The following is a 25,044-nucleotide window of genomic DNA, read 5'->3' on the forward strand; positions in this document are numbered from 1 at the left end:
AGGCGGCCGGGTGGCCCTTTCCGCAATGCGGCTCAGACGACGGCGAGCGGCAACGCCGTCGGGTGCACCGGGGACGGCAGGTCGGACGCGCCGGTCAGGTACGTGTCGACCGCGTTGGCCACCGAACGGCCCTCCGCGATCGCCCAGACCACCAGCGACGCGCCGCGGTGGGCGTCACCGCAGACGAACACGCCCGGCGTCCCGGTCTGCCAGTCCGCGCCGCACGACAGCGTGCCGCGCTTGGTCAGCGAGAGCCCGAGGCCGCCCAGCAGCGGCATCTCCTCGACGCCCTCGAAGCCGATCGCCAGCAGGACCAGGTCCGCGGGCAGCGTCTCGACGTCGTCGCCGACCGGGATCACCTCGCGGCGGCCGGTCTCGGGGTCCTTCTGCACCTTCACCTGCTGCAGCTCGACCGCCGTGACGCGGCCGGCGTCGTCGCCGACGAACCGCTTGACCGCGACGGCGAACTTCCGCTCCCCCGCCTCCTCGTGCGCCGGGTAGGTGCGCAGGATGTAGGGCCAGGTCGGCCACGGCGAACGGTCGTCGTCCCTTGTGGACGGTGGGATCGGGTACTGGTCCAGCTGCGTCACCGAAAGCGCGCCCTGACGGGTGGCCGTGCCGTAGGAGTCGGCGCCGGTGTCGCCGCCGCCGATGATCACGACGTGCTTGCCGCGCGCGTCGACCGGCGACGGACCGTCACCCTCGACGAACTTGTTGGCGGGCACCAGGTGTTCCATCGCCAGGTGCACCCCGGACAGCTCGCGCCCGGGTGTCGTCGTGTCGTCGCGGCCGCGCAGGGCGCCGACCGCGAGCACGACGGCGTCGTACCGCTCCCGCAGATCCTCCACCGTCAGGTCGACGCCGACCTCGCAGCCGGTGACGAACTTGGTGCCCTCCTTGCGCAGCTGCGCGAGGCGGCGGTCGAGGACCTTCTTCTCCATCTTGAACTCGGGGATGCCGTAGCGCAGCAGCCCGCCGAGCCGGTCGTCGCGCTCGAAGACGGTGACCTCGTGGCCGGCGCGGGTCAGCTGCTGGGCGGCGGCGAGCCCGGCCGGGCCGGAGCCGACGACCGCGACCCGTTGCCCCGACGACACTTCCGCCACCTGCGGCTGGACGTAACCCGCTTCCCAGGACTGGTCGGCGATCGTCTGCTCGACGCGCTTGATCGACACCGGCCCGCCCGAGAGCGGCGAGATCGACAGCACGCAGCCCGCCTCGCACGGCGCGGGGCACAGCTTCCCGGTGAACTCGGGGAAGTTGTTGGTGGCGTGCAACCGATCGCCGGCCGCGGCCCAGTCGCCGCGGCGGACGAGGTCGTTCCACTCCGGGATCAGGTTGCCCAGCGGGCAGCCGGAACCGCCGGAGTGGCAGAACGGGATGCCGCAGTCCATGCACCGCGACGCCTGCTTGCGCACCTCTTCGTTGCGCTCGGCGGGTTCGACGTCCGCGTAGACCTCGCCCCACGAGTGCAGTCGGTCCTCTTTGGACTTCTTCTTCGGCTCTTCGCGGTCGTACTTGAGAAAACCGGTCGGGTCAGCCACGAGCGGCCTCCATGATCGCCTCGTCGACGTCGCGGCCCGCGGCTTTCGCCGCCTTCGCCGCGTCCAGGACCCGCTGGTAGTCACGCGGCATCACCTTGGTGAACGCCACGGCGCGGCGCGGCCAGTCGCCGAGCAGCGACGCGGCCACCGCGGAGCGGGTGAGATCGTAGTGCTGCTGCACGGTTTTCTTGAGCCAGGTCAGGTCGTCCGCGGTCGGCTTGAGCAGGTCCACCATGTCCTGGTTGACCTTCTTGCGGTCGACGTCGAGCAGGAACGCGATGCCGCCGGACATGCCGGCCGCCAGGTTCCGCCCGGTCGGGCCGAGCACCACGGCGCGGCCGCCGGTCATGTACTCGAAGGCGTGGTCCCCGACCCCCTCGGCGACGACGGTGGCGCCGGAGTTGCGGACGCAGAAGCGTTCGCCGACCTGGCCGCGCAGGAAGATCTCGCCGCCGGTCGCGCCGTAGGCGATCGTGTTGCCGGCGATCGTCTGCGCCTCGGCGGCGAAGGACGCTTCCGGGTCGGGGCGGACGATGATCCGCCCGCCGGACAGGCCCTTGCCGACGTAGTCGTTCGCGTCACCGACCATGTCGAGGGTGATGCCGCGCGGCAGGAACGCGCCGAGCGACTGGCCCGCGGACCCGGTGAGCAGCACGTGGATCGTGCCCTCGGGCAGGCCTTCCCCGCCGTAGCGGCGGGTGATCTCCGAGCCGAGCAGCGTGCCGACGGTCCGGTTCACGTTGCGCACCGGCAGTTCGAGACGCACCGGGTGCGCGTCTTCCAGCGCCGCCTCGGCGAGCTGGATGAGCGTGCGGTCCAGGGCGTGCTCGAGGCCGTGGTCCTGGCCGCGGGTGCGCCGCTTCGCGCCGCCGTAGGGTGTCTCGGCCGGCACCTCGAAGATCGGCGACAGGTCGAGCCCGGACGCCTTCCAGTGGTGCACGGCTTCGTCGGTGTTCAGCAGCTCGGCGTGCCCGATGGCTTCGTCGAGCGTCCGGAAGCCCAGTGCCGCCAAGGTTTCCCGGACTTCCTGGGCGACGAACTTGAAGAAGTTGACGACGTGCTCGACCTGGCCGGTGTAGCGCTTGCGGAGCTCGGGGCTCTGCGTGGCGACGCCGACCGGGCAGGTGTCGAGGTGGCAGACCCGCATCATGATGCAGCCCGCGACGACGAGTGGGGCCGTCGCGAAGCCGTACTCCTCGGCGCCGAGCAGCGCCGCGATGACGACGTCGCGCCCGGTCTTCATGGCGCCGTCCACCTGGACGGTGATCCGGTCGCGCAACCCGTTGAGCAGCAACGTCTGCTGCGTCTCGGCGAGGCCGATCTCCCAGGGCGTGCCGGCGTGCTTGAGCGAGTTCATCGGGGACGCGCCGGTGCCGCCGTCGTGGCCCGAGATGAGCACGACGTCGGCGTGCGCCTTGGACACACCCGCCGCGACCGTGCCGACACCGAGCGAGGACACCAGCTTCACGTGGATCCGGGCGTGCTCGTTGGCGTTCTTGAGGTCGTGGATCAGCTGCGCGAGATCCTCGATGGAGTAGATGTCGTGGTGCGGCGGCGGCGAAATGAGCCCGACGCCCGGCGTGGAGTGCCGGGTTCGCGCGATCCACGGGTACACCTTGTTGGGCGGCAGCTGGCCGCCCTCGCCGGGCTTCGCGCCCTGCGCCATCTTGATCTGGATGTCGTCGGCGTTGACGAGGTATTCGCTGGTGACGCCGAAGCGACCCGAAGCGACCTGCTTGATCGCGCTGCGGCGTTCCGGGTCGTAGAGCCGTTCCGGGTCCTCGCCGCCCTCGCCCGTGTTGGACCGGCCGCCGAGCCGGTTCATCGCGATGGCCAGGGTTTCGTGCGCCTCGGCCGAAATCGAGCCGTACGACATCGCGCCGGTGTTGAAGCGCTTGAAGATCGCCTCGGCCGGCTCGACCTCGTCGAGCGGCACCGGCTCGCGGACGCCGTCGCGGAAGGAGAACAGCCCGCGCAGGGTGCCACCCTCGCGGTAGAGGCGGTGCACCTCGTCGGTGTACTTGCGGTACACCTCTTCCCGCCCGGTCTTGGACGCGTGCTGCAGCAGGAACACCGTCTCCGGCGAGAACAGGTGCAGCTCGCCCTCGCGGCGGTAGGCGTACTCGCCGCCCGTCTCGAGTCCACGGTGGACACGGTCGGTCGGGTTGTCCGGGTACGCGCGGCGGTGCCGCACGCCGACCTCTTCGGCGAGCACCTCGAGACCGACACCGCCGAGCTTCGACGACGTCCCGGTGAAGTACTCGTCGAGCAGGTCCTGGGCCAGGCCGAGGGATTCGAAGACCTGGGCGGCGGTGTACGCGCCGACCGTCGAGATGCCCATCTTGGACATGATCTTCAGGACGCCCTTGACGAGCGCCTGCACGTAGTTGCGGATCGCCTTGCCCGACTCGATCCCGGTGACCGCGCCCTGCCCGATCATGTCCTCGATGGTCTCGAAGGCCAGGTACGGGTTCACCGCGGCGGCGCCGTAACCGAGCAGCAGCGCGATGTGGTGCACCTCGCGCGCGTCCCCGGACTCGACGACGAGCGCGACGCGCAGGCGTTCCTTCGTGCGCACCAGGTGGTGGTGCACCGCGGAAACCAGCAGCAGCGACGGGATCGGCGCCATCCGGTGGTCGGAGTCGCGGTCGGACAGCACCAGCGTGCGCGCGCCGGCCGCGATCGCCTCGGACGCCTCCCGCCGCACGCGCTCGACCGCCGAGGCCAGCGCCTCGGCGCCGCCGTCCACTTCGTACAGTCCGGAAAGGACACTGCATGCGAAGCCCGGCAGGTCGCCGTCGTCGTTGATGTGGATGAGCTTGGCGAGCTCGTCGTTGTCGATCACCGGGTACGGCAGCTTCAGGTGGCGGCACGACGCCGGGCCCGGGGCCAGGAGGTTGCGCTCCGGGCCCATGATCCGCGCCATGCACGTGACGAGCTCTTCGCGGATCGCGTCCAGCGGCGGGTTGGTCACCTGCGCGAAGTTCTGTTTGAAGTAGTCGTAGAGCAGGCGGGATCGCTGGGACAGCACCGCGACCGGCGTGTCCGAGCCCATCGAGCCGATCGGCTCGGCACCCTTCTCGGCCATCGGCGCGAGCAGGATCTTGAGCTCCTCCTCGGTGTAGCCGAAGGAAAGCTGGCGCCGCAGCACCGAGTCGTGGCTCTGCACGACGTGGTCGCGGTCGGGCAGCTCGGCGAGCTTCAGCAGGCCCGCGTGCAGCCAGCCCTCGTACGGGAGGTCCTTGCCCAGCGCGGACTTGACCTCTTCGTCGTCGACGATCCGGCCGGCCTCGGTGTCCACCAGGAACATCCGGCCCGGCTTGAGGCGGCCCTTCGCGACGACGTCCTTCGGGGCGACGTCCAGGACGCCGGCCTCACTGGCGAGCACGACGCGGTCGTCGGCCGTGCGCCACCAGCGCGCCGGGCGCAGGCCGTTGCGGTCGAGGACCGCGCCGACCAGTGTGCCGTCGGTGAAGGTGACGCAGGCGGGGCCGTCCCACGGTTCCATGAGACTGGCGTGGAACTGGTAGAAGGCGCGGCGCGCGGGCTTCATCGTGGCGTGGTTCTCCCACGCCTCCGGGATCATCATCAGCACCGCGTGCGGCAGCGACCGGCCGCCCAGGTGCAGCAGCTCCAGGACTTCGTCGAACGACGCCGAGTCCGACGCGTCCGCCGAGCAGATCGGGAACAGCCGGGTCAGGTCGCCGGGGATGAGGTCCGATTCGAGCAGCGCCTCGCGGGCCCGCATGCGGTTGCGGTTGCCGCGGATGGTGTTGATCTCGCCGTTATGGGCCACAAACCGGAACGGGTGCGCGAGCGGCCACGACGGGAACGTGTTGGTGGAGAAGCGGGAGTGGACCAGCGCGATGGCGCTCGCCAGCCGCTCGTCGCGCAGGTCGGCGAAGAACGCGGGCAGCTGCTCCGGTGTGACCATGCCTTTGTAGACGATCGTGCGCGAGGACAGCGACGGGAAGTACGTGCCGCAGCCCGCGATCCCGCTCTCGTGCTCGGTGCGCTTGCGCAGGCAGAAGGCCAGCCTGTCCAGCTCGAGCCCGGCGGCGCCGTCGCCGCTCACGAAGAGCATCGCGAAGTGCGGCATGACCGAACGGGCGGTCGGGCCGATGTCGGCGCGGTCGGCGTCGACCGGGACCTCGCGCCAGCCGAGGACTTCGAGTCCTTCTTCGACGGCGATGCGTTCGGCCAGCTCGACGGCCTTGCGGCGCTGCTCGGCGTCGGCGGGCAGGAAGGCGATTCCCGCGGCGTAACGGTGGTGACCGTGTTCGTCGGGCTCGGGCAGCTCGAAACCGGCTTCCGCGCGCAGCAGCTCGTCGGGCAGCTGCAGCAGGATGCCGGCGCCGTCGCCGCTGGTGGGTTCGGCGCCCGCGGCGCCCCGGTGGTCCAGATTGGTCAACGCGGCGAGGCCGTCGGTGACGATGCCATGGGAGCGGCGGCCGCGGATGTCGGCCACCATGGCCACACCGCAGGAGTCCTGTTCGGTCTCCGGATCGTAGAGACCCTGCTTGCCGGGAATGGCGGAGAAGATCATGAAGGGACCTCCTTCGTCGTCTGTTCGTGCTGGCCGGGCTAGCGGCCGGGGAGCGCACGGGACGACGATGGCCCGCTCGTTGACGCGACTTTAACACCTGGGAAACATGCCAGCATCAATTCAGAGCGCCCCGGGCAACGTCGGACGGTAACGATCTGGCTGCGCGGAACGACGTAGTTCCTGATGGGTTCCTGGTAGTTCGCTCTGCTAAGTATACGACCCGGAAACCTTCGTCAAGTCTAACGTGACGCGGCCGACGCCGCCCGGCCCGATGTCCGGGACGCCCCATTCGGGACCCTGCCGCGCACTAATAGAACGTGTTACATTTCCGGCATGATCCTCGACCGGTTCCAGCTGCCCGGCCAGGTTGCGGTGGTCACCGGCGCCGGACGCGGGATCGGCGCGGCCACCGCCGTGGCCCTCGCCGAAGCGGGCGCCGACGTGGTCATCGCCTCCCGGACGGCAGCCCAGCTCGAAGAAGTGGCCTCCCGCGTGTTCTCGGCGGGCCGGCGCGCCCACGTCGTCCCGCTCGATCTCGCCGACCCGGCCGCCGCCGCGACGCTCGCCGCGGTGGCCGTCGAGGAGTTCGGGCGGCTCGACCTGGTGGTCAACAACGTCGGCGGCACCTACCCCCGCCCCCTGCTCGAGACCACGCCCGAGTTCCTCGAGGAGGCGTTCCGCTTCAACGTCTCGACGGCGCACGCGCTGACGGTCGCGGCGGCGCCGTCGCTCGTCAAGACGGGCGGCTCGGTCGTCAACATCTCGTCGATCATGGGCCGGGTCAGCGGCCGCGGCTTCGTCGCGTACGGCGCCGCGAAGGCGGCCCTGGCCCATTGGACCCGCCTCGCGGCGGCCGACCTCGCGCCCAAGGTGCGGGTCAACGCGATCTCGGTGGGCTCGGTCGCGACGTCGGCGCTCGAGATCGTCGTCGGCAACCCGGAGCTGAAGGAGAAGATGGAGTCCGCGACGCCGCTGCGCCGGATCGGCGAGGCGGAGGACATCGCGGCGACCGTGGTCTTCCTGGCGTCGCGGGCCGGCGGCTACATCACGGGCAAGATCCTCGAGGTCGACGGCGGGCTCCAGTCCCCCAACCTGGAACTGGGCCTGCCGGACCTCTGATCCTCAGCTCTCGTCGGTCTTCTTCGGCTCGTCCACGACCGGGGTTTCCTCGGCGGGCTTCTCGGCCGGAGCCTCCGCGGGCACCTTCACGGCGTCTTCGTCCTCGGCCGCATCCGCTTCCGGCGCGGGCACCGCGACGGCGTCCTTGCTCACCAGCAGTTCCGGGGCCTCGCGCGGGCCGCGCTTGCCCGCCAGCACGAAGTAGGCCACCGCGGCCAGGAACAGCAGGATCGACGTCCACACGTTGACCCGCAGGCCGAGGATGTGGTTCGCGGTGTCGGTCCGCATCATCTCGATCCAGCCGCGGCCCACCGTGTAGCCCGCGACGTACAGCGCGAACACCCGGCCGTGGCCGAGCTTGAACTTGCGGTCGGCCCAGACGATCAGGCCGGCGATCAGCAGGTTCCAGATCAGCTCGTACAGGAACGTCGGGTGGACCGGGCTCTCCGGCAACGGGATGTGCCCCGTCGCGACGCCGTTGAGCAGGTTGTCCGGGTCTTCCGGGTTGAAGCGCTGGTAGACCTCCAGGCCCCACGGCAGGTCGGTGTGCGCGCCGTAGAGCTCCTGGTTGAAGTAGTTGCCGAGGCGGCCGATGGCCTGCGCGACGATGATGCCGGGGGCGATCGCGTCGGCCATCGCCGGCAGCGGGACGCCCTTGCGGCGGCACGCGATGAGCGCGCCCACCGCGCCGAGCGCGATGGCGCCCCAGATGCCGAGGCCGCCGTCCCAGATCGCGAAGGCGTTCCAGGGGTTCTTGCCCTCGGTGAAGTACAGCTCGGGGTCGGTGATCACGTGGTACACCCGGCCGCCGACCAGGCCGAACGGCACGGCGAACACGGCCATGTCGATGACCGTGCCTTTGGTGCCGCCCCGGGCGACCCAGCGCCGCTCACCCCACCAGATCGCGACGATGATGCCGGCGATGATGCACAGGGCGTAGGCGCGGATCGGGATGATCCCCAGGTGCCAGACCCCGCGGTCGGGGCTGGGGATCGTCGCGAGGAAGGCAGCCGAGGCGGAAATCACGGGGCCACCGTAGCGCGTCTCCCGGGCCGGCGGGACTCCGCCTCCGTCGCGGCCAGGTAGCCCGCCACCAGCGCGTGCGCGACGCGGGTGACGGCGTCGTCCCCGGGGAGGAACACCTCGTCGTGCAGGCTGGGCGCGCCGGCGGTGTCGCCGAGGCCGACGAAGAGCATCAGGCCGCGGGTTTCGCCGCCGCAGTAGTGGGCGAAGTCGTCGGCGCCGAACGAGCGGAACTCGTGGTCGACGCGCGCGCCGCCGTGCACCAGCCAGCGCTGCGCCGCGGCGGCCAGGGCCGGGTCGTTGTGCAGCACCGGCTCGCACGGGCTGATCCGCAGCTCGGCGGTGCAGCCGTGGGCCGCCGCGGTGCCGTGCACGATCTGCTCGAGGGCTTCGAGCGCGCGGACCCGGTCTTCGGCGCGCATCAGCCGCAGCGAGCCGGCCAGGCTCGCCGTGTTCGGGACGACGTTCGCCGCGGTGCCACCCCGGATCCGGCCGACCGAGCAGACCGCGCCGAACACCGGGTCGATCCGGCGTGCTGCCAGCTGCTGCAGGCTCACGACCAGCTGCGACAGCGCGAGGATCGGGTCGCGCAGCATGTGCGGGTAGCCGGCGTGGCCGCCCTGGCCCCGGACGACGACCTCGAACTCGTCGGTGGAGGCGTTGACCGGGCCCGGCACGGCCGACACGGCGCCGTCCGCGAGCCGCGGCTGGACGTGCGCGCCGATCACGGTGTCCACCCGGTGCTCGGCCAGCAGCCCGGACTCGACGACGTCGAGCGCGCCGGAGGGCGACGTCTCCTCGCGCGGCTGGAGCAGCGCGAGGATCGGACGGGGCAGCTCGACCCGGATCGCCGCGCGGGCCACCGCGACCAGCGCCGCCAGGTGCACGTCGTGCCCGCACGCGTGCATCAGGTCGGTCTCCGACGCCCACGGCACGCCGGTGCGTTCGGTGACCGGCAGCGCGTCCAGCTCGGCGCGCAGGGCGATGCCCGGGCCGCCCGGCGCGCCGGGCAGCGGGATCGCGCGGCCGGTCTTGGCGACGCGGACGCCGTCGCCCGCGCCGATCGCCGCGGTGACGAGCCGGGCGGTGTCCTCCTCGTCACCGGACGCGCGCGGGTCGGCGTGCACGGTGTGCCGGAGGGCGACGGCGGCCGGCAGCTCGTCGTCGATCGCCCGGGTCCACCGGGTCCACAGGTCGCTCACGCGTGCTCCAAGCGGTAGATCCTCTTCGCGTTCTCGTGTCCCACCAAAGCACACAGCCGGACGGCGTCCACTTCGGACATCGCGTCGGCGGCCAGCGCGGCCCGCACGAAGTCCGACAGGCCGCGCCGGAACAGGGCCGTGCCCAGGTGGTACAGCTCGGCCAGGCCGAACGCGTCGGTGGAGAAGAGCACTTTCCCGAACGGCGCGATCTCCAGCAGCTCGGCCAGGATCGCGGGCGCCCGGAACCCCGCGTTGTGCGTGATGAGCCCGGCGTCGACGAAGACGTGCTCGAAGACCTGCGCGAGGTAGGCCGCGTTGCGGTGGAACGGGTAGTTGTGCAGCAGCAGGATCGGCACACCTCGAGCGCGCGTCGCCCGCAGGAAGCCGGTGAGCAGCAGCGGGTCGCAGCGGTGCAGGTCGACGTCGGAGTCGCCGAACCCGACGTGGAACTGCACGGGCAGGCCCAGGTCGAGCCCGGTCCAGACGAGGTGGCGGTGCAGCACCTCGTCGGCCAGCCGGACGTTTCCGGTGCGCAGCCAGCGTCCCGCCGCGGTCGCCACTTCGGACGGCGACGGCCGCTCCCCCGCCAGTTCGAGGCCGACGCGGTAGGCGGCGATCGACTTGAGCCCGACGGCCGTCGCGGCACGTTTCCCCAGCTCGTCGGCGAAGGCCGCGGCGAACCCGGCCGCGGTCGTGCCCGGGATCACCGCCTCCGCGACCTGTTCCAGCCGGACGACGTCGTGTGCCCGCGTCGCGGCGAGGGCGCCGAACTCCGGCGTCGTCGTCAGCGCGTCCGGGAGGAACCCGCCGTCCAGCAGGAAGTCGGTCGTGCCGGTGGCCCGCAGGAACCGCCGCGCCACCTCGGCCGCCCCCAGCTCGGCGCGGCGCTCGAGGTAGACGTCGGCCGGCGCGTGCTTCGGCAGGTCGAGCACGGGCGCGCAGCGTTCGCGCACGGCCAGGCCGATGAGCGAGTCGAACAGGCTGGTCCCGAGCGGCGACGTCGTGTCGGCCTCGGTCAGCAGGGCCTCGAAGTCCGCGCGGGCCACGCCCCGGGTGAGGACGCCGTGGCAGTGGTGGTCCACGAGCGGCAGGTCCGCGACGAACGGGAGCAGCTCGGTCATGCGCCTCCGATCTTCTCCCCCACCCCACGAGCGTAGGCGGGCGCGGCGAGCGCGCCGATCGGGAAGACGAGGTGCCACACCGGCACCGGCATGCGGCGTTTCACGAACAGCAGCAGCAGGATCGCGCCGGCCGTGGTCAGCAGGTAGATGACCAGCAGGATCAACGTGCTCATCATCCGTAAATAGGGAGAACGAGCGTGTCCAACCCCATGCCGATGTCCGCCAGCGACGCCGCGCAGAGCCGGATTCTGAACGACGACGACCCGATGCCGCAGGCCGCGTTGGAGCAGCTGGCGGTGACCTACTCGATCAGGACGATCCTGCTGTGGACCCTGGTCATCGCGCCCATCGTCTTGACCACCGTCGGCATCGTGCTCCACACGTCGGTAGATGACCCCGGGATCACCAGCTAGCCGCCCGAGCAACAGAAAGGCCCCGACGAGCACAAGTGTCGGGGGCCTTTCGCGTCTCAGGTCAGTCGGCGGCCCACTCGTAGCTGAGCACGTACAGGCTGGCCGGGAGCGTGATGTCGTTCATCTCCAGTGGCCTACCGTTGGCGCCGTAGGCCACGCGAGTGATCGTCAAGACCGGCACGCCGTCACCGAGTTGCAGGAGCCGGAGTTCGTCCGGAGAAGGCATCCGGGCACCGACGTGTTCGGCGAAGGAACCGATATCGTGACCGGCTTCTTCCAGACGGGCGTAAGCACCGCCTTCGCCCGTGTCGACCTTCTCGATCGCGGTGCCCCGAGTGATTTCGCGAGGCAGCCGGGACACCGCGAGTTGAGCAACCAGCCCATCGGCCCGCATCACCCGGTCCCTCACCGTCAGCTCGGTCCCGATGTCTACCTGCAGATATTCGGCCGCACGTTCGTCGGCCGGCTCGAAACGGACCTTGACGTTGCTCGAAGCGGTGAAGCCCTTGGCCTTGGCTTCGGCCAGGAATGCGCCTTCGTTCCGACCGCGTGCTTCACGGGACAGACGGGACCGGGCGAGCCGCCGAACGTTCGAGGGAGGACGGACGAATACGCCGCGTCCGTGCTCGACGTTGACCACGCCTTCGGACCTCAGGAGGTTCACCGCCTCGCGGACGGTCGGCCGCGAAACGCCATAGGCGTCGATCAGTTCTCGTTCACTCGGAAGCTTGGCTCCGGGTGCGTACTCACCGGCATCGATCTTCCTTCGAAGGTCGGTCGCCACTTGCCGGAACGCGGGAACTCCACTCGTGCGGTCCACCATGCGAATCATTCTCCACTCGCCAACTCGTCTTGACCGGTTGCCCACCTCGTGTGACAGTCAACTTGTCAGGACGTCATGATAAGTGGCGGTGGGGCGACACGCATAGGGACCTAAGCCATGGATGGCGTGCGAGGACTGGTCAGGGCCGACACGGAGGCCGACTACGCCCAACGGCACAGGTCGGTGGACGGCTTAGTTCGCGACTACCGGAAGCGGGAACTCGCCGATCCGTCCTTCGCCCGCCTGACTCCGTGGTGTGAGGCCGGGAAACTCCTCCCCGAACAGCACACCCGGCAGGAGATCGACTTGGTGGCGCTGCAGCGCCACGCGAAGTTCGACGTGTGCCCCGGCTGCGCCGAAGAGCGGCGGATGGCACGTGAAGGACGGCCATCGTGAAGACCGACGAAGCGCCGAAGGTCGTCCGGACGCGCAACGCAAGGCCGTTCGCGGACGAGCGGTGTCCGTGCGGCAAGACACCTTCGTGGGCGCAAGTCGAGTTCTTGGAAGACGGAACCCAGGCTCGGACGCCGATGTGCGGGTGGTCCTCGTGAGCGTGGTCGTCTACTTGGACAAGGCGAAGCTTCAGCCCCTGATCGCCGACGTCTGGCACCGGGTCGCCGGGATCGACTTCATCGGCGGGAAGCTCACGACGCTGTGCGGCCTGACGGAAGAGGTCGAGTACGAACCGACCGAGCATCGCCCCACCGGCGTGAAGACGTGCTGGGAGTGCGACACGAATTACCGCCGAAGCCGGAACATCCCCCGGCGCGCCTAGTCAGCCCGGTCGGTGCGCTGCCTCCATCGGCGCGTCGGCCGGGTGTCCTCTTCGCCTTCGGGTGAAGGCCAGAGCCCCACGGTTCCCACGTCCCGTAGGCCGCCGCGGGGCTCCGCACTATCCACCTAGTGGACGCTGGGCTCGGCGGGCTCAACAACGTTGAAGACCACCAGCGCGGTCATCCGGTAGTTGTTGCCGTCCGGGCTCCAACTCTCACTCATGGACACCGACGCCACCGTCCACTCCGAGTTCATGTCGAGCGTCTTGCTCACCTGCTGTGCGATCTGATTGGGGTCCACGTGGGTGAACGCACCCATGACCTGTTTGGGCACCGCTTCCTCCTCGGTCGGGTTTCCCGAAGAGTCGGTGCCGGGGGCGCCGTTGCTACCGCACGACCTCAGTCAGCCGATGTCGAAGCAGACGAGGGCGCTGAACGTCAGCCCAGCATCCGGATGTCCCCTCGGCACGAAGACGTTGGTCAACGTCATCGACGACACACGAACCTCGGTCCTGGGGTGGCTGAGCTTCAACTGCTTGATGCTTTCTTCGATGTCCAATGCAATCTGGTTGAGATCATCTTTTGTGAAGACGTCGACCTGTTGTCGCCCCACTGGTGGGCCTCCTGTCATCGCTCTACGCCCTCTTGTCGGTTCAGACCGGCCACCCGCTACACCGGAGACACGAGGAAGGTCCCCGTGCTCAACCCGGCGATCGAGTGCCAGGGAGCGCAGGGCCTTGTTGACCCGCGTCAGGGCGGGTCGTCTTCGTCATGTCGGTTCGCAGCGGGTCAGCCGTCGCGCCGAAGAACACCCACGACGGCGGTCCGGCCAGATGCCGGCCTGGGTGAGGAAGGCCCGGCCGAGCAGACCCGCCGCCGAGCTCGTGACGACCGCGTAGAAGGTGTACGTGCCGAGCAGGCCGATGCCGGAGACGACGCCGGCGCGGGCGCGGGCCGCGCCGACGAACGCGTAGACCGACCCCGCATGCTGGTAGTACTGGCAGAGCTTGACGAAGCCGTACGCGACCAGCGGCACGCCGACCGCCGAGAGCAGGGAGGCGAGCTGGACGGCGCGGCCGGCGGCGGCCGCGGTCTGGGGGCCATCAGCGCGACGGACAGTCCGACGGCCTGGCAGACGGAGAGAGAGCGGCGCAGCCTGGACGGGTTTCGACGGCGTCTGACACGATCTCCTCCACTTTCCCAAGGTATCCGGTTTCTCGCGGTATCCAGTGAACAGGAGCAGGATGAGCCGGCTCGATCGGGCAGAACTCGCGCAGCAGGGCGCCATCCGGGCCGACGGCCTGCGCGCGGCCGGGGTGGAGCTGGTCGCGCTGACCTTCGTGGACAACAGCGGCATCACGCGGACGAAGGCGGTCCCGGTGGACCGGCTGTGGTCGGCGGCCGCGTGGGGCGTCGGCGCGTCGAACTCCTTCGACTTCTTCCTGGCCACCGACGAAATCGTCGGCGGCACCTATTCGCGCGGCCCGGTCGGCGACCTGCGGCTGCACCCGGACCTCGACGCGCTCGTCCCGCTGGCCGCGCAGCCCGGCTGGGCGTGGGCGCCGGCGAACCGCTACGACCAGGAGGGCACCCCGCACCCGCAGGACTCCCGGGCCCAGGCGGCCGCGGCGACGGCGCGGCTCGCGTCGCTGGGCTACACCGTCCGGACCGCGTTCGAGATCGAATGGGTGATCACGGCCGCCGACGCGCCGGACGACCCGCGCTCGGCGGCGGCGGGTCCGGCTTACGGCTACGCGCGGCTTTCCGCGCAGGCACCGTACCTGCGCGCGCTGGTGTCGGCGCTGGCCGCGCAAGGTGTTGCGGTGGAACAGATCCACCCGGAGTACGCGGCCGGGCAGTTCGAGCTGTCGGTGGCGGCGGACGACCCGGTGCGTGCGGCCGACATCGCGGTGCTGACCCGCGAGACGATCCGGACGGTCAGCGAGCAGCACGGCCTGCGCGCGTCGTTCACGCCGAAGTTCGCGCCGGACGGCGTCGGCAACGGCGGCCACGTGCACCTGAGCCTGTGGGACGGCGACCGCAACCTGTGCGCCGGCGGCGACCGCCGGTTCGGGCTGACCGCGACGGCCGAGGCGTTCGGCGCCGGCATCTTCTCGCGGCTGCCCGCGTTGCTGGCGATCGGCGCGCCGTCGGTGGTCAGCTACCTGCGGCTGGAGCCGCACCACTGGGCGGGCGTGTTCCTGGCGTGGGGCCTGGAAAACCGCGAAGCGCCGCTGCGGCTGGTGCAGGGCGCGGCCGGCCAGCGCGAGCGGGCGGCGAACTTCGAGGTGAAGTGCTTCGACCTGACCGCGAACCCGTACCTGGTAGTGGCCGCGCTGCTGTTCGCCGGCCTGGCCGGCATCGACGCCGAGGCGACCCTGCCGGAACCGGTCGACGTCGACCCCGGGACGCTGCCCGACGCCGAGCGCCTGCCGCGGACGCTGGCCGAAGCCGTCACGGCGTTCGAGGCCGACGAGGCGCTGGCGAAGGCATTCGGTCCCGAGCTGGCGACGACGCTGATGGACGTGCGCCGCGGCGAGATCGACCGGCTCGGGCGCCTGTCGCCGGCGGAGCTGTGCGCCGTGATGCGGTACCTACACTAGGGCTTTCGCGACCTCCGTCCGCAGTTGCGGCAGCTTGGCGTAGAGGCGGTCGCCGGGGCACTCGGTGTTGTAGAAGTCGCGGTGGCCCTTGATCTCCTCGACCGGGATGCCGTACTGGCGGCAGATGTAGGCACAGAAGACGACGAGCGAGTCCCATTGGGACCGCGGCGGTTCGACGCTGGTGTAGAGGCCTTCGTTCTCGATGCCGATGGCGTTGGTGTTCTGGCCGGGACAGTGCGCGCCCTGGATCATGGTGGTCCGGCCGCGCACCGCGTCGAGGCTGCCGTGCCGCCCTTCCATCCGGTAGCCACCGCGGCTGACGGTGAAGTGCTGGCCCGTGTCGGACCAGCCGTTGTTGTCCATGTGGTCGTGCTGATCGTCGCGGGCGACCTGGAAGGCGTGCTCGAGGGAGTAGTCGGTGCTGTTGGCGCTGGCGATGTGGTGGATGAGGATGCGATTCGCCGGGTGGTCGAGGGTGACCAGCTCGTCCGACGGCGGCCGCGCGCCCCACTCGGCACAGCTGTAGATCCGCGGCGCCACCGCGGCGTTCGCCGCGCGGGGCAGGAGCAGGCCGGCCGCCCCGGCGACGGCGAGACCGGTGGCGCCGCGGAGGAACGTGCGCCGCGGGAGGTGTCCGATGTCCATGCACCGGACTCTGCCGCGGGCGCGTACAGCTTTTGTACAAAGCCCGGTCAGGCCAGGGTGATCTCGGCTTCGAAAGGCCGGGTGAAGGTGAGCTTCCCGGCGTCGCTCTTGGCGATGGGGACGTACTCGCCGCGTTGGAGTTCGAACAGGGTCGCGGTGTCCGGCTCGACCAGCAGGTAGAACGGGATCAGGGCCTCCGCGTAGAGCGCACGCTTGAGGATCCGGTCCTGCACCTCGGTCGACGGCGACACGATGCCGACCACGAGCACGACCTGCTTTTCGGTCAGGCTCATGCCCTTCAGACCGGGCTCGTCGGTCACGACCAGATCCGGGATCAGCAGCCGGTCACCCCGGTTCCCCGGGACCAGGTTCGCGCCGGGGAGCACCTCGAGTCGCTTCCCCGCGCCCGCCGCGAGCCGGCCCGCCAGCCTGCCGACGAGGCGCTGATGCTCGAGGCGTGGCCACGGGCCGATCAGGAGAACCCCGTCGACAACCTCTATCCGCTGTCGCGAGGTCTGCTCCGCGGAAAGCGCGAGCACGTCGTCGGCCGTCCAGCCTTCGGGGCGGAGCATGATCCGGAACTCTTCTGTCACACGGGGAGTATGCGGACCACCACCGACAGTTCTGGGTCAGGTGATGGCGTCACGAGGATGCGACAGCCAGTTCGGACGCGCCGCTGTACATCTTGATCTTGAACTGGATGTGCTCCTGGTGCTCGCGCAGCCGCTCGATCTGGGCCTCGACGCGGGCCTCGTGCTCGCGCAGGACGTCGAGGCGCTCGTCCTGGGTCGCGTCGCCGGAGCGCAGCAGCTCCACGAACCGCAGCATCTCCGCGACCGGCATGCCCGTGTAGCGCAAGCACCTCAGCAGCTGCAGGAACTCCACGTCGTGGTCGGTGAACGTGCGGCGGCCGCCGGCGGTGCGGCCGACGTGGTGCAGCAGGCCGATGCGCTCGTAGTACCGGAGGGTGTCGATGGTGAAGCCGGTCTTTTCGGTCACCTGGGCCGGGGTGTAGGACGTCACCGGCCCAGAGTGGCACCTGGAGTGCACTCCAGGTCAAGCCGTGGCGACAGCCCGGCGCACCCCGTCGGCCAGTTCCGCGGACAGCCGGTGCACCCCGGAAGGCCCTTCGGCCGCCGCGGTGACCAGGGCGGAGCCCACGATCACCGCGTCGGCGAACGACGCCACCTGGGCCGCCTGGTCGCCCGAGCGCACGCCGAGGCCGACGCCGATCGGGAGGGACGTGTGCGCGCGCGTGCGGCGGACCAGTTCTTCGGCACCCGCGCCGACCTGGTCACGCGCACCCGTCACGCCCATCACCGCGGTCGCGTAGATGAACCCCGAGGCCGCGGCGACCGTCTTCGCGAGCCGCTCCTCCGACGACGACGGCGCCACCAGGAACGTCCGGTCCAGCCCGTGGGCCTCCGACGCGGTCATCCACTCGCCGGCTTCGTCCGGGATCAGGTCCGGCGTGATCAGGCCGAGCCCGCCGGCCGCCGCGAGGTCGCGGGCGAAGCGGTCGACGCCGTAGCGGTGCACCGGGTTCCAGTACGTCATGACCACCGCGCGGCCGCCGCGCGCCGAGATCGACTCGACGACCTCGAACACGTGCTTGAGGCGGAAGCCGTTGTCCAGCGCGGTCACCGACGCGGCCTGGATGGTCGGGCCGTCCATCACCGGGTCGGAGTACGGGACGCCGACCTCGATGAGGTCCGCGCCGCCGTCGATCGTCGCCGCGATGAGGTCCTTCGACGCGGCGACGGTCGGGAAGCCCGCCGGGAGGTAGCCGATCAGGGCGCCGCGGCCCTCCGCGCTCGTCGCGGCGAAGAGGTCGTCGATCCCGCTCACTTGTCCACCAGCCCGAACCACTTCGCCGCCGTGTCCATGTCCTTGTCGCCGCGGCCGGACAGGTTGACCACGATCAGGCCCTCCGGGCCCAGCTCGCGGCCCAGGTCCAGCGCACCGGCCAGCGCGTGCGCCGACTCGATCGCCGGGATGATGCCCTCGGTGCGCGAGAGCAGCATGAACGCGTCCATCGCCTCGGCGTCGGTGATCGGCCGGTACTCGGCGCGGCCGGTGTCCTTCAGCCACGCGTGCTCCGGGCCGACACCCGGGTAGTCCAGCCCGGCCGAGATCGAGTGCGACTCGACCGTCTGGCCGTCCTCGTCCTGCAGCAGGTAGGTCATCGCGCCGTGCAGGTTGCCCGGGGTGCCCTTGGTGAGGGTCGCGCCGTGCCGGTTGCCGTCGATGCCTTCGCCGCCCGGCTCCAGGCCGACCAGCCGCACGGACAGGTCGTCGTAGAAGCCCGAGAAGATGCCGATCGCGTTCGACCCGCCGCCGACGCAGGCCGCGACGACGTCGGGCAGGCGGCCGGCCTGCTCGAGGATCTGCTCGCGGGCCTCGGTGCCGATGATGTGGTGGAAGTTGCGGACCATCGCCGGGAACGGCGCCGGACCGGCCGCCGTGCCGAACAGGTAGTGCGTGGTGTCCGCGTTGGCCACCCAGTCGCGCAGCGCCTCGTTGATCGCGTCCTTCAACGTCCGCGAACCGGTCTTGACCGGGATGACCTCGGCGCCGAGCAGCCGCATGCGCGCGACGTTCAGCGCCTGGCGCTCGGTGTCGACCTCGCCCATGTAGACGACGCAGTCGAGGTCGAGCAGCGCGCACGCGGTGGCCGTGGCCACGCCGTGCTGGCCCGCGCCGGTCTCGGCGATGACGCGCTTCTTGCCCATGCGCTTGGTGAGCAGCGCCTGGCCCAGCACGTTGTTGATCTTGTGCGAACCGGTGTGGTTCAGGTCCTCGCGCTTGAGGAACACGCGCGCGCCGCCGGCGCGCTCACCGAAGCGCTTGGCCTCGGTGAGCAGCGACGGCCGGCCCGCGTAATCGCGGAGCAGGCGGTTGAACTCGTTCAGGAACTCGGGGTCGTGCCGGGCCTTCTCGTACTCGGTGGCGACCTCGTCGACGACGCCGATCAGCGCCTCCGGCATGAACCGGCCGCCGTACGGGCCGTAGTAGCCACGCTCGTCCGGGTCGTGTTCGGGGTTGTACTCTTCGGTCACCGGGAGGGCCTCGGGCAGGCGGGGTGCGATCCGGCGGTGACCAGCTTGACCAGGGCGCCCTTCGGGTCACCCGAGGCGACGAGGCCTTCGCCGACCAGCACCGCGTCGGCGCCGTGCCCGGCGTAGGACATCAGGTCGCCCGGCCCGCGGACCCCCGACTCGGCGACCTTGTAGACGTCCATCGGCAGGCCGGGGGCCAGCCGCGAGAAGACGTCCCGGTCCACCTCGAGGGTGTGCAGGTTGCGCGCGTTGACGCCGATGACCTTGGCGCCCGCCTCGAGGGCCCGGTCGGCCTCCTCGGCGTTGTGGATCTCCACCAGCGCGGTCATGCCCAGCGACTCGACCCGGTCGAGCAGCGCGGCGAGCGCGTTCTGCTCCAGCGCGGCGACGATCAGAAGCACCATGTCGGCGCCGTGCAGGCGGGCCTCGTGCACCTGGTAGGGGCTGACGATGAAGTCCTTGCGCAGCACCGGGATGTCCACGGCCGCGCGGACGGCGTCGAGGTCGGCCAGCGAGCCGCCGAAGCGGCGCTGCTCGGTGAGCACGCTGATCACCCGCGCGCCGCCGTCCTGGTAGTCCTTGGCCAGCGCGGCGGGGTCGGGGATGTCGGCCAGGTCGCCCTTCGACGGGCTGCGGCGCTTCACCTCGGCGATCACGCCGATGCCGGACTCGCGCAGCGCGGTCATCACGTCGCGGGGCGGCTGCGCGGCGGCCGCGCGGACCTTCAGCTGGTCGAAGGGCAGCGCGGATTCCCGCACGGCGAGGTCTTCCCGCACGCCGGCGACGATCTCTTCGAGCACGCTCACCGGGCGCTCCCGCCCGGGCTCGTGGTCACGGTTTCACTCGCAAAGTCGCTCACAAAAACCTTCCCCTTCCCGCCGAAACGATGCTAACCCCCGCATCCGAAGAGCCCGGTTCCGGGTGTGCGCGTTACTCCGAATGCCGCCCGCCACCCTCCGTGGGATCCTCGCCCTCCGACAGCGCTTCCCACAGCTCGGCGTCCGGATCACGCACCTTCTTCCGGGTGGCCGGGGCCGCGTACTTCGCGCCGAGCCGGGCACCTCGCCCGGCACCCTTGATCGCTGCCAACCCGCCGGCGGCGACGAGAATTCCCCCGAGCACGGCCAGGCCGCGCCCGAGCAGCATCTGCGTCACCGGCAGCCCGTCGGCCCACCCGGTGAACCGGACGCCCGCCACGCCGGCCCACCCGGCCGCCACCCCGGCCAGCGCCAGCACGGCACCCAGGACGCGCCGGGCCCAGCCGCCGGTGGCGATCAGGCCGGCCACCCCGGCGAGCGCGAGCAGCGCCAGCGGCACGAGCGCCGTCGCGCGCTGCTCGCCGGTCTCGCGGTAGAGGACCGTGCCGCGGACGCCGCCGTCGCGGAACTCGGCGTACCAGGTCAGCTTGGCCGCACCCCACAGCGCGAGCGCGCCCAGCAGCAGCGCGACCACCATCATCCACAGTGGACGCCGCGACGGCCGCGGCGTCGTGGTTTCGGGGTCCGCCACCTCCGGCTCAGACATGAGCGGCGTCCGCGGCCGGGTCGAGCCGGCCCGCCGGCACCATGGTCTGGGCCGCGGCGACCGCGGACAGCACCGTCCGCGCCTTGTTCAGCGATTCGGTGTCCTCGTAGTCCGCGACCGAGTCGGCGACCACCCCGCCCCCGGCCTGGACGTGCGCGATCCCGTCCTTCACCAGCGCGGTGCGGATCGCGATCGCCGTGTCGGCGTCCCCGGCGAAGTCGAGGTAGCCGACGACGCCGCCGTAGAGCGCGCGGCGCACCGGCTCCAGCTCCTCGATCAGCTCCATCGCGCGGACCTTCGGCGCGCCGGACAGCGTCCCGGCCGGGAAGCACGCGGTGACCGCGTCGAACGCCGTCCTGCCCTCGGCCAGCTCGCCGGTGACGGTGGACACGATGTGCATGACGTGGCTGTAGCGCTCGATCTGGAAGAAGTCGACGACGCGCACGGTGCCCGGCTTGCAGACCTTGCCCAGGTCGTTGCGGCCGAGGTCGACGAGCATCAGGTGCTCGGCGCGCTCCTTGTCGTCGGCCAGCAGGTCCTTGGCCAGCTGCGCGTCCTCCTCCGGGTCGGCGCCGCGCCAGCGGGTGCCCGCGATCGGGTGCGTGGTCGCCTTGCCGTCCCGCACGGTGACCAGGGACTCGGGGCTGGATCCGACGATGTCGAAGCCCTCGAGCCGCAGCAGGTACATGTACGGGCTCGGGTTGGACGTCCGGAGCACGCGGTAGATGTCGAGCGCGTCGGCGGCGGTGGCGATCTCGAAGCGTTGCGAAGGCACGATCTGGAACGCTTCGCCGGCCTTGATCGCCTCGACGGCCTTGTTCACGGCGGCGTGGAAGTCCTCCTTGGAGCGCTTCCGGGTGAACTCCGGCGCGGGCCGGTCGAACGCGGCGATCGTGGCGGGCGCGGGCACCTGCAGCTGCTCGGTCATCGCGCCCAGCCGGGCGACGGCGTCGTCGTAGGCCGCGTCCACGCGCTCGGGCGAGTCGTCCCAGTTGACGGCGTTCGCGATGAGCGTGACCGTGCCCTCGTGGTGGTCGAACGCGGCCAGGTCGGTGGCCAGGAGCATGGTCAGCTCGGGGATGTCGAGGTCGCGCTCGGCCAGCTCGGGCAGCTTTTCGAGCCAGCGGACGGCGTCGTAGCCGATGTAGCCGACCATCCCGCCGGTGAGCGGCGGCAGGCCGGGCAGGGCCTCGGTGTGCAGCGCCTCGATCGTCTCGCGCAGCACGGTCAGCGGGTTGCCCTCGGCCGGCAGGCCGACCGGCGGGGTGCCGGTCCAGACCGCCTGGCCGTCGCGGACGGTGAGCGCGGCCGGGCTGCGGACGCCGATGAACGACCAGCGCGTCCAGGAGGCGCCGTTCTCCGCGGACTCGAACAGGAAGGTGCCCGGCCGGTCGGCGGCGAGCTTGCGGTAGACCCCGATCGGCGTCTCGCCGTCGGCGAGCACCCGGCGCACGACCGGGATCACGCGGCGGCTCTCGGCGAGGGCGCGGAAGTCCTCGCGGGACGGGCTGACCGAGCCGGGGCCGGTGGAACCGGCGTAAGCGCTGACCATGGAAGTCATTGTGCCGCCCCGCGCGAACCGGGCCGCGCGGGGTCCCGAATTCAGCAAATGTTGAATTCAGGATCGGGGATGGGTCATGATGGAGCGGTGAGCACCACCGACAATCCCGACACTACGGCGCGGCGCCGCGGCCGGCGGCCCGCGGGCCAGGACACGCGCACCGCCCTGATCGACGCCGCCCGGACGGTGTTCGCCGAAAACGGCTACGACGGCGCCACCGTGCGCGCGATCGCCACCCGCGCCGGTGTCGACGCCGCGATGGTCAACCACTGGTTCGGCAGCAAGGAGGGCCTGTTCGCCCGCGCGGTGCTGGAGCTGCCGTTCGACCCCCTGGAGCTGATGGAAACCCTGCGCGACGGCCCGGACGAGGAGTTCGGCGAACGGATCGTCCGCACGTTCCTGACCCGCTGGGACAGCGCGGGCGGCGGGGTGTTCGTCGCCCTCATCCGCAGCGTCGCCGGCCACGAGCAGGCCGGCCACGTGCTTCGCGACTTCTTCCAGAAGTTCTTCACCCACGTGCTTTCGTCGGTCGGCTCCGACCGGATCCCCCTGCGCACGACGCTCTGCGCGTCCCAGCTGGTCGGCATGGGCATGATCCGCTACGTCGCGAAGTTCGAGCCGCTGGCCGAGGCGGACGTCGAGACCCTGGTGGCCGCGGTGGCCCCGAACGTGCAGCGCTACATCAGCGGCGACATCGGCTAGCGAACCGCGTCAGCCCAGGTCGAGGCCCGGCTTCCGGTCGAACGCCGGGACCGCGTACGGCCGGCGCCGGTCGCCGCGCGAGAAGAGCACGACCATGTCCCGGCCCGAGCCGCCCACCCACGCCGGCCGGCGAGGCCGGTGCCACAGGTACGTGCTGCCGTGACACGACATGGAGGCCCGCAGCTCGGCACGGCTGCCGTCGCGGTACTCGACGAGGATGTCCGGCAGGTGCCTGCCCCTGCGGACCGGGTAGTCGGGCGACACGGTGGCCACGGCCGGCCGCCAGCCGGTCCGCAGCACCGCCCGGTGCCGCCGCCGCCACCGGACCGACGCGACCAGGCTCACGCCGGCGAAGGTCAGCACGAACAAGCCGAGGATCCAGAACAACCCGGACACCCGGCCGTCCAGGCGGTCTTCCAGGATCGTGCGCGCCCGGGACGGGTTCGCGGGGTCGTAGATCACCGTGAGCGTCCCGCCCACGATGTAGCGCCGTCCCGAGGTCACGGGGATGGTGGCGTAGCTCGGTTCGCCTCCCACGTCGTAGGAGACGCGGATCGCCTGCGCTCCCCGAAGGTCGTCGAACCACAGCACCTTCCCGGAGACGTGGACACCGTCGCGCAGAAGCGCGCGAGCCGGGTGCTCGTACACGATCAGGCCGGCGAACACACCTCCGGCGGCCACCAGCAACAGCAGCGCGATGACCAGCGCGCGCCGGCCGAACACCCGCAGCCTGGCGATCTGGACGGCCGGATCCGGTGGCGTCCCGTCCGGCGCGGTTTCCTCAGGCGTCAGCGGTGAAGCCGTTTCTTCCCCCATCGGCGCAGAATACGCCCGGCGGGATCGCGCCGCGGCACCTTTCGCAGGCACCGTTCGCGGCCGCCGTGGAGCGCTACACCAGCGGCGATGTCGGCTGGTAGCCGCGGAGAAACCGGGTACCGCCTTCGCCGCCCGCGCGCGTGGCCACCACGACGGGGAACGGGAGCAGCACCAGGGTGACGAGCAGCGCCACCACGCACAGCCCGACGAGGAACCCGTCGTCGTTCTTCTCCTCGGACGTCCGGACGTGCGCGGGATCCGCCGGGTCGTAGACGACAGTGATCACTTCGCCGGCGACGTACTTCCGGCCCGAGTCCCGCGCGATCTCCGCGGTGCGCGACTCCCCCGCCACGGTGTAGCCGACGTCGAGCGTCGGCGTGCCGCGCGCCGGATCCCGGACGCTCAGCACGACCCCGCCGGTCCGCGCGCCCGTCGCCAGCAGATCGGCTTGGCCGAGGTCCAGCGCCGACAGCCCGAGGACACCCGCCGCGAGCACGACGTACAGCGCCACGGCGAAACCGCAGGCGACGCGGACCGGCCTGCGGGGGCGCGAGGTGCCGTACCGAGGCCGCCCGGCCGGCTTCGACGGGCCGGCGACCACCGTCGTGCCGCCGGCGGGCCGAGGCCGCAGCCGCGCCATGAAGACCGCGACCACGATCACCGCGAGCGAGCCGCCGAGCACGGCGAAATCGGCCGCGAGTTCCCCGTCTTCGAACTCGTAGCGCGAGACGAGCAACGACCACGCCGTGCCGGTTCCGAAGGTCACGAACGCCGCCGCGCCGTACGCCGCCGCGATGAGCCACGCCGTGCGCCACCGCCCCGGCGCCCGAGCGCCGCGTCTCCCCACCTGACCAGCCTACGGTTTCGGCCGGCGGCGCGGGACCGGCGTCCAGCGGAAGGTCTCGGCCGACGCGGTCATCAGCTTCGGCCGGTCCCGCCACGGCGGCTTCGGCAGGATCAGGACCGTGAACGCGGAGCCGTGCCCGCCGATCAGCGCGGGCAGGTCCGGCAGTTCGGCCAGGGCCAGCGCGGAGAAACCCAGGTCGCAGGTCCGCAGCCGGATCAGGCTGCCGTCGGCGAACTTCACCGCCACGGTCGCCCAGGTCTGGCGCCGCCGCACCGGTCCGAGCGTCACGGTCGCCGGTCGCCAGCCGGTCCGCTGCGCGGCTTCCGCGCGCCGGTACCAGCGGACGCAGTCGAAGAGGGCCGGCCCGGTGAAGGGCAGGAAGAGGAGCATCGGCGTCACGGGTTCGCCGCTGATCAGGAGGCTGAAGAGGACCACCGCGGTGCACAGGACCGCGACGACGGCGACGATCGTCGCGCGGCGGAACCGGCGGGCGACCAGGGTCGTGGCCCGGCCGGCCCCCTCGACCGCCCGGCCCGGCGGCAGCCACTGGGAGAAGTCCGGCATCACGCCTCCCACCGGGGAGTGTCCGACGTGGACGGAAGCCACCATGTCGAGGTCGCCGCGGTGAGCCGGGCGATCTCGCCGCGGCGGCTCCGGGGACCGATGCCGGGCCCGGAGGACCCGCACCCGCCGGGCCACGCCGAGCGTCGCCGGCGCTGCCGCACC

Annotated in this window: 27 protein-coding genes; 6 read left to right on the forward strand and 21 right to left on the reverse strand. The window is 71.3% G+C overall.

Translation table 11 applies throughout. The annotated features are described in order from the left end of the window. Positions 1-32: 32 nt before the first annotated feature. Both OG494_RS25055 and gltB read right to left on the reverse strand, forming a co-directional pair. Positions 33-1,541: a glutamate synthase subunit beta gene (locus tag OG494_RS25055; RefSeq protein WP_328442956.1), complete on the reverse strand. Its 1,509-nt coding sequence runs from the start codon at positions 1,539-1,541 to the stop codon at positions 33-35. Then, positions 1,534-6,087 (reverse strand): glutamate synthase large subunit, encoded by a 4,554-nt coding sequence (gltB, locus tag OG494_RS25060; protein WP_328442957.1) that lies wholly within the window; start codon positions 6,085-6,087, stop codon positions 1,534-1,536. Before gltB ends, OG494_RS25055 begins: the two co-directional genes overlap by 8 nt. Before the next feature lie 333 nt (positions 6,088-6,420). Here gltB and OG494_RS25065 point away from each other — a divergent pair, with 333 nt between their 5' ends. After that, entirely contained in the window at positions 6,421-7,206 is a 786-nt protein-coding gene (locus OG494_RS25065; protein WP_328442958.1) for an SDR family oxidoreductase, read from the forward strand. A 3-nt stretch (positions 7,207-7,209) separates the two neighbouring features. On the opposite strand, the gene lgt is transcribed toward OG494_RS25065, so the two are convergent. From lgt to OG494_RS25085, 4 genes are read right to left on the reverse strand one after another with little or no spacing between them, the layout of a single operon-like run. Continuing rightward, on the reverse strand, positions 7,210-8,232 hold the full coding sequence (gene lgt, locus OG494_RS25070; RefSeq protein ID WP_328442959.1) for a prolipoprotein diacylglyceryl transferase: 1,023 nt from the start codon (positions 8,230-8,232) through the stop codon (positions 7,210-7,212). After that, positions 8,229-9,431 (reverse strand): M20 metallopeptidase family protein, encoded by a 1,203-nt coding sequence (locus tag OG494_RS25075; RefSeq protein WP_328442960.1) that lies wholly within the window; start codon positions 9,429-9,431, stop codon positions 8,229-8,231. The genes lgt and OG494_RS25075 overlap by 4 nt, the downstream gene beginning before the upstream one ends. Next, a complete protein-coding gene (locus tag OG494_RS25080; RefSeq protein WP_328442961.1) occupies positions 9,428-10,552 on the reverse strand; it encodes an amidohydrolase family protein in 1,125 nt (374 codons plus the stop codon). Before OG494_RS25080 ends, OG494_RS25075 begins: the two co-directional genes overlap by 4 nt. Beyond that, complete coding sequence (locus OG494_RS25085; protein ID WP_328442962.1) at positions 10,549-10,725, reverse strand: hypothetical protein; 177 nt, start codon at positions 10,723-10,725, stop codon at positions 10,549-10,551. Before OG494_RS25085 ends, OG494_RS25080 begins: the two co-directional genes overlap by 4 nt. A 24-nt stretch (positions 10,726-10,749) precedes the next feature. Here OG494_RS25085 and OG494_RS25090 point away from each other — a divergent pair, with 24 nt between their 5' ends. Then, on the forward strand, positions 10,750-10,965 hold the full coding sequence (locus OG494_RS25090) for a hypothetical protein (RefSeq protein ID WP_328442963.1): 216 nt from the start codon (positions 10,750-10,752) through the stop codon (positions 10,963-10,965). 61 nt (positions 10,966-11,026) lie between these two features. Here the strand turns inward: OG494_RS25090 and OG494_RS25095 are convergent, their stop codons facing one another. Then, positions 11,027-11,788, reverse strand: a complete 762-nt coding sequence (locus OG494_RS25095; RefSeq protein ID WP_328442964.1) for a GntR family transcriptional regulator — start codon at positions 11,786-11,788, stop codon at positions 11,027-11,029. 117 nt (positions 11,789-11,905) lie between these two features. Between OG494_RS25095 and OG494_RS25100 the strand changes: the two genes are divergently transcribed. Continuing rightward, a complete protein-coding gene (locus OG494_RS25100) occupies positions 11,906-12,184 on the forward strand; it encodes a hypothetical protein (protein WP_328442965.1) in 279 nt (92 codons plus the stop codon). A gap of 151 nt (positions 12,185-12,335) precedes the next feature. Beyond that, entirely contained in the window at positions 12,336-12,563 is a 228-nt protein-coding gene (locus OG494_RS25105) for a hypothetical protein (protein WP_328442966.1), read from the forward strand. Between the two features lie 125 nt (positions 12,564-12,688). Here OG494_RS25105 and OG494_RS25110 read toward each other — a convergent pair whose 3' ends face one another. From OG494_RS25110 to OG494_RS25120, 3 genes are all read right to left on the reverse strand, one after another. Beyond that, positions 12,689-12,895, reverse strand: a complete 207-nt coding sequence (locus tag OG494_RS25110) for a hypothetical protein (protein ID WP_328442967.1) — start codon at positions 12,893-12,895, stop codon at positions 12,689-12,691. Between the two features lie 69 nt (positions 12,896-12,964). Next, positions 12,965-13,174 carry a hypothetical protein gene (locus OG494_RS25115; RefSeq protein ID WP_328442968.1) on the reverse strand — a complete coding sequence of 70 codons (210 nt, stop codon included), beginning with the start codon at positions 13,172-13,174 and terminating at the stop codon, positions 12,965-12,967. 156 nt (positions 13,175-13,330) lie between these two features. Beyond that, the gene (locus OG494_RS25120) at positions 13,331-13,597 is read right to left on the reverse strand and encodes a hypothetical protein (RefSeq protein WP_328442969.1); all 267 of its coding nucleotides are present in this window, start codon (positions 13,595-13,597) and stop codon (positions 13,331-13,333) included. A gap of 208 nt (positions 13,598-13,805) precedes the next feature. Between OG494_RS25120 and OG494_RS25125 the strand changes: the two genes are divergently transcribed. After that, positions 13,806-15,164: a glutamine synthetase family protein gene (locus OG494_RS25125; RefSeq protein ID WP_328442970.1), complete on the forward strand. Its 1,359-nt coding sequence runs from the start codon at positions 13,806-13,808 to the stop codon at positions 15,162-15,164. Here OG494_RS25125 and OG494_RS25130 read toward each other — a convergent pair. From OG494_RS25130 to OG494_RS25165, 8 genes are all read right to left on the reverse strand, one after another. Then, positions 15,156-15,809 (reverse strand): N-acetylmuramoyl-L-alanine amidase, encoded by a 654-nt coding sequence (locus tag OG494_RS25130; RefSeq protein WP_328442971.1) that lies wholly within the window; start codon positions 15,807-15,809, stop codon positions 15,156-15,158. The two genes, OG494_RS25125 and OG494_RS25130, sit on opposite strands and share 9 nt — an antisense overlap. Positions 15,810-15,856: 47 nt before the next feature. Continuing rightward, complete coding sequence (locus tag OG494_RS25135; protein ID WP_328442972.1) at positions 15,857-16,402, reverse strand: Uma2 family endonuclease; 546 nt, start codon at positions 16,400-16,402, stop codon at positions 15,857-15,859. 49 nt (positions 16,403-16,451) lie between these two features. Beyond that, entirely contained in the window at positions 16,452-16,832 is a 381-nt protein-coding gene (locus tag OG494_RS25140) for a MerR family transcriptional regulator (RefSeq protein WP_328442973.1), read from the reverse strand. A gap of 33 nt (positions 16,833-16,865) precedes the next feature. Next, a complete protein-coding gene (trpA, locus tag OG494_RS25145) occupies positions 16,866-17,657 on the reverse strand; it encodes a tryptophan synthase subunit alpha (RefSeq protein ID WP_328442974.1) in 792 nt (263 codons plus the stop codon). Further along, entirely contained in the window at positions 17,654-18,886 is a 1,233-nt protein-coding gene (gene trpB / locus OG494_RS25150) for a tryptophan synthase subunit beta (RefSeq protein WP_328459016.1), read from the reverse strand. Before trpB ends, trpA begins: the two co-directional genes overlap by 4 nt. Further along, a complete protein-coding gene (gene trpC / locus OG494_RS25155; protein WP_328442975.1) occupies positions 18,865-19,674 on the reverse strand; it encodes an indole-3-glycerol phosphate synthase TrpC in 810 nt (269 codons plus the stop codon). Before trpC ends, trpB begins: the two co-directional genes overlap by 22 nt. Positions 19,675-19,798: 124 nt before the next feature. Next, on the reverse strand, positions 19,799-20,326 hold the full coding sequence (locus tag OG494_RS25160) for a Trp biosynthesis-associated membrane protein (RefSeq protein ID WP_328459017.1): 528 nt from the start codon (positions 20,324-20,326) through the stop codon (positions 19,799-19,801). Between the two features lie 58 nt (positions 20,327-20,384). Then, entirely contained in the window at positions 20,385-21,944 is a 1,560-nt protein-coding gene (locus OG494_RS25165; protein WP_328442976.1) for an anthranilate synthase component I, read from the reverse strand. A 78-nt stretch (positions 21,945-22,022) separates the two neighbouring features. On the opposite strand from OG494_RS25165, the gene OG494_RS25170 reads away from it, so the two are divergent. Continuing rightward, positions 22,023-22,655 carry a TetR/AcrR family transcriptional regulator gene (locus OG494_RS25170; RefSeq protein ID WP_328442977.1) on the forward strand — a complete coding sequence of 211 codons (633 nt, stop codon included), beginning with the start codon at positions 22,023-22,025 and terminating at the stop codon, positions 22,653-22,655. A gap of 9 nt (positions 22,656-22,664) precedes the next feature. Here OG494_RS25170 and OG494_RS25175 read toward each other — a convergent pair whose 3' ends face one another. The 3 genes from OG494_RS25175 to OG494_RS25185 all read right to left on the reverse strand — a co-directional run bounded on the left by OG494_RS25175 (position 22,665) and on the right by OG494_RS25185 (position 24,882). Then, complete coding sequence (locus OG494_RS25175; RefSeq protein ID WP_328442978.1) at positions 22,665-23,471, reverse strand: DUF3592 domain-containing protein; 807 nt, start codon at positions 23,469-23,471, stop codon at positions 22,665-22,667. A 73-nt stretch (positions 23,472-23,544) separates the two neighbouring features. After that, a complete protein-coding gene (locus OG494_RS25180; protein WP_328442979.1) occupies positions 23,545-24,318 on the reverse strand; it encodes a DUF3592 domain-containing protein in 774 nt (257 codons plus the stop codon). A 9-nt stretch (positions 24,319-24,327) separates the two neighbouring features. Further along, on the reverse strand, positions 24,328-24,882 hold the full coding sequence (locus tag OG494_RS25185) for a hypothetical protein (protein WP_328442980.1): 555 nt from the start codon (positions 24,880-24,882) through the stop codon (positions 24,328-24,330). Between the last annotated feature and the right edge of the window lie 162 nt (positions 24,883-25,044).

The organism is Amycolatopsis sp. NBC_00438 (genome assembly GCF_036026695.1).
GTDB lineage: Bacteria > Actinomycetota > Actinomycetes > Mycobacteriales > Pseudonocardiaceae > Amycolatopsis.

Excerpts from the sequence above, each read along its gene's own strand:
- OG494_RS25185 (WP_328442980.1), bottom strand. The coding sequence starts at position 24,882 with ATGCCGGACTTCTCCCAGTGGCTGCCGCCGGGCCGGGCGGTCGAGGGG.
- OG494_RS25100 (WP_328442965.1), top strand. The coding sequence starts at position 11,906 with ATGGATGGCGTGCGAGGACTGGTCAGGGCCGACACGGAGGCCGACTAC.
- OG494_RS25175 (WP_328442978.1), bottom strand. The coding sequence starts at position 23,471 with ATGGGGGAAGAAACGGCTTCACCGCTGACGCCTGAGGAAACCGCGCCG.
- OG494_RS25165 (WP_328442976.1), bottom strand. The coding sequence starts at position 21,944 with ATGGTCAGCGCTTACGCCGGTTCCACCGGCCCCGGCTCGGTCAGCCCG.
- OG494_RS25160 (WP_328459017.1), bottom strand. The coding sequence starts at position 20,326 with ATGATGGTGGTCGCGCTGCTGCTGGGCGCGCTCGCGCTGTGGGGTGCG.
- OG494_RS25085 (WP_328442962.1), bottom strand. The coding sequence starts at position 10,725 with ATGAGCACGTTGATCCTGCTGGTCATCTACCTGCTGACCACGGCCGGC.
- OG494_RS25125 (WP_328442970.1), top strand. The coding sequence starts at position 13,806 with ATGAGCCGGCTCGATCGGGCAGAACTCGCGCAGCAGGGCGCCATCCGG.
- OG494_RS25065 (WP_328442958.1), top strand. The coding sequence starts at position 6,421 with ATGATCCTCGACCGGTTCCAGCTGCCCGGCCAGGTTGCGGTGGTCACC.
- gltB (WP_328442957.1), bottom strand. The coding sequence starts at position 6,087 with ATGATCTTCTCCGCCATTCCCGGCAAGCAGGGTCTCTACGATCCGGAG.
- OG494_RS25095 (WP_328442964.1), bottom strand. The coding sequence starts at position 11,788 with ATGGTGGACCGCACGAGTGGAGTTCCCGCGTTCCGGCAAGTGGCGACC.
- OG494_RS25170 (WP_328442977.1), top strand. The coding sequence starts at position 22,023 with ATGGGTCATGATGGAGCGGTGAGCACCACCGACAATCCCGACACTACG.
- OG494_RS25080 (WP_328442961.1), bottom strand. The coding sequence starts at position 10,552 with ATGACCGAGCTGCTCCCGTTCGTCGCGGACCTGCCGCTCGTGGACCAC.
- OG494_RS25130 (WP_328442971.1), bottom strand. The coding sequence starts at position 15,809 with ATGGACATCGGACACCTCCCGCGGCGCACGTTCCTCCGCGGCGCCACC.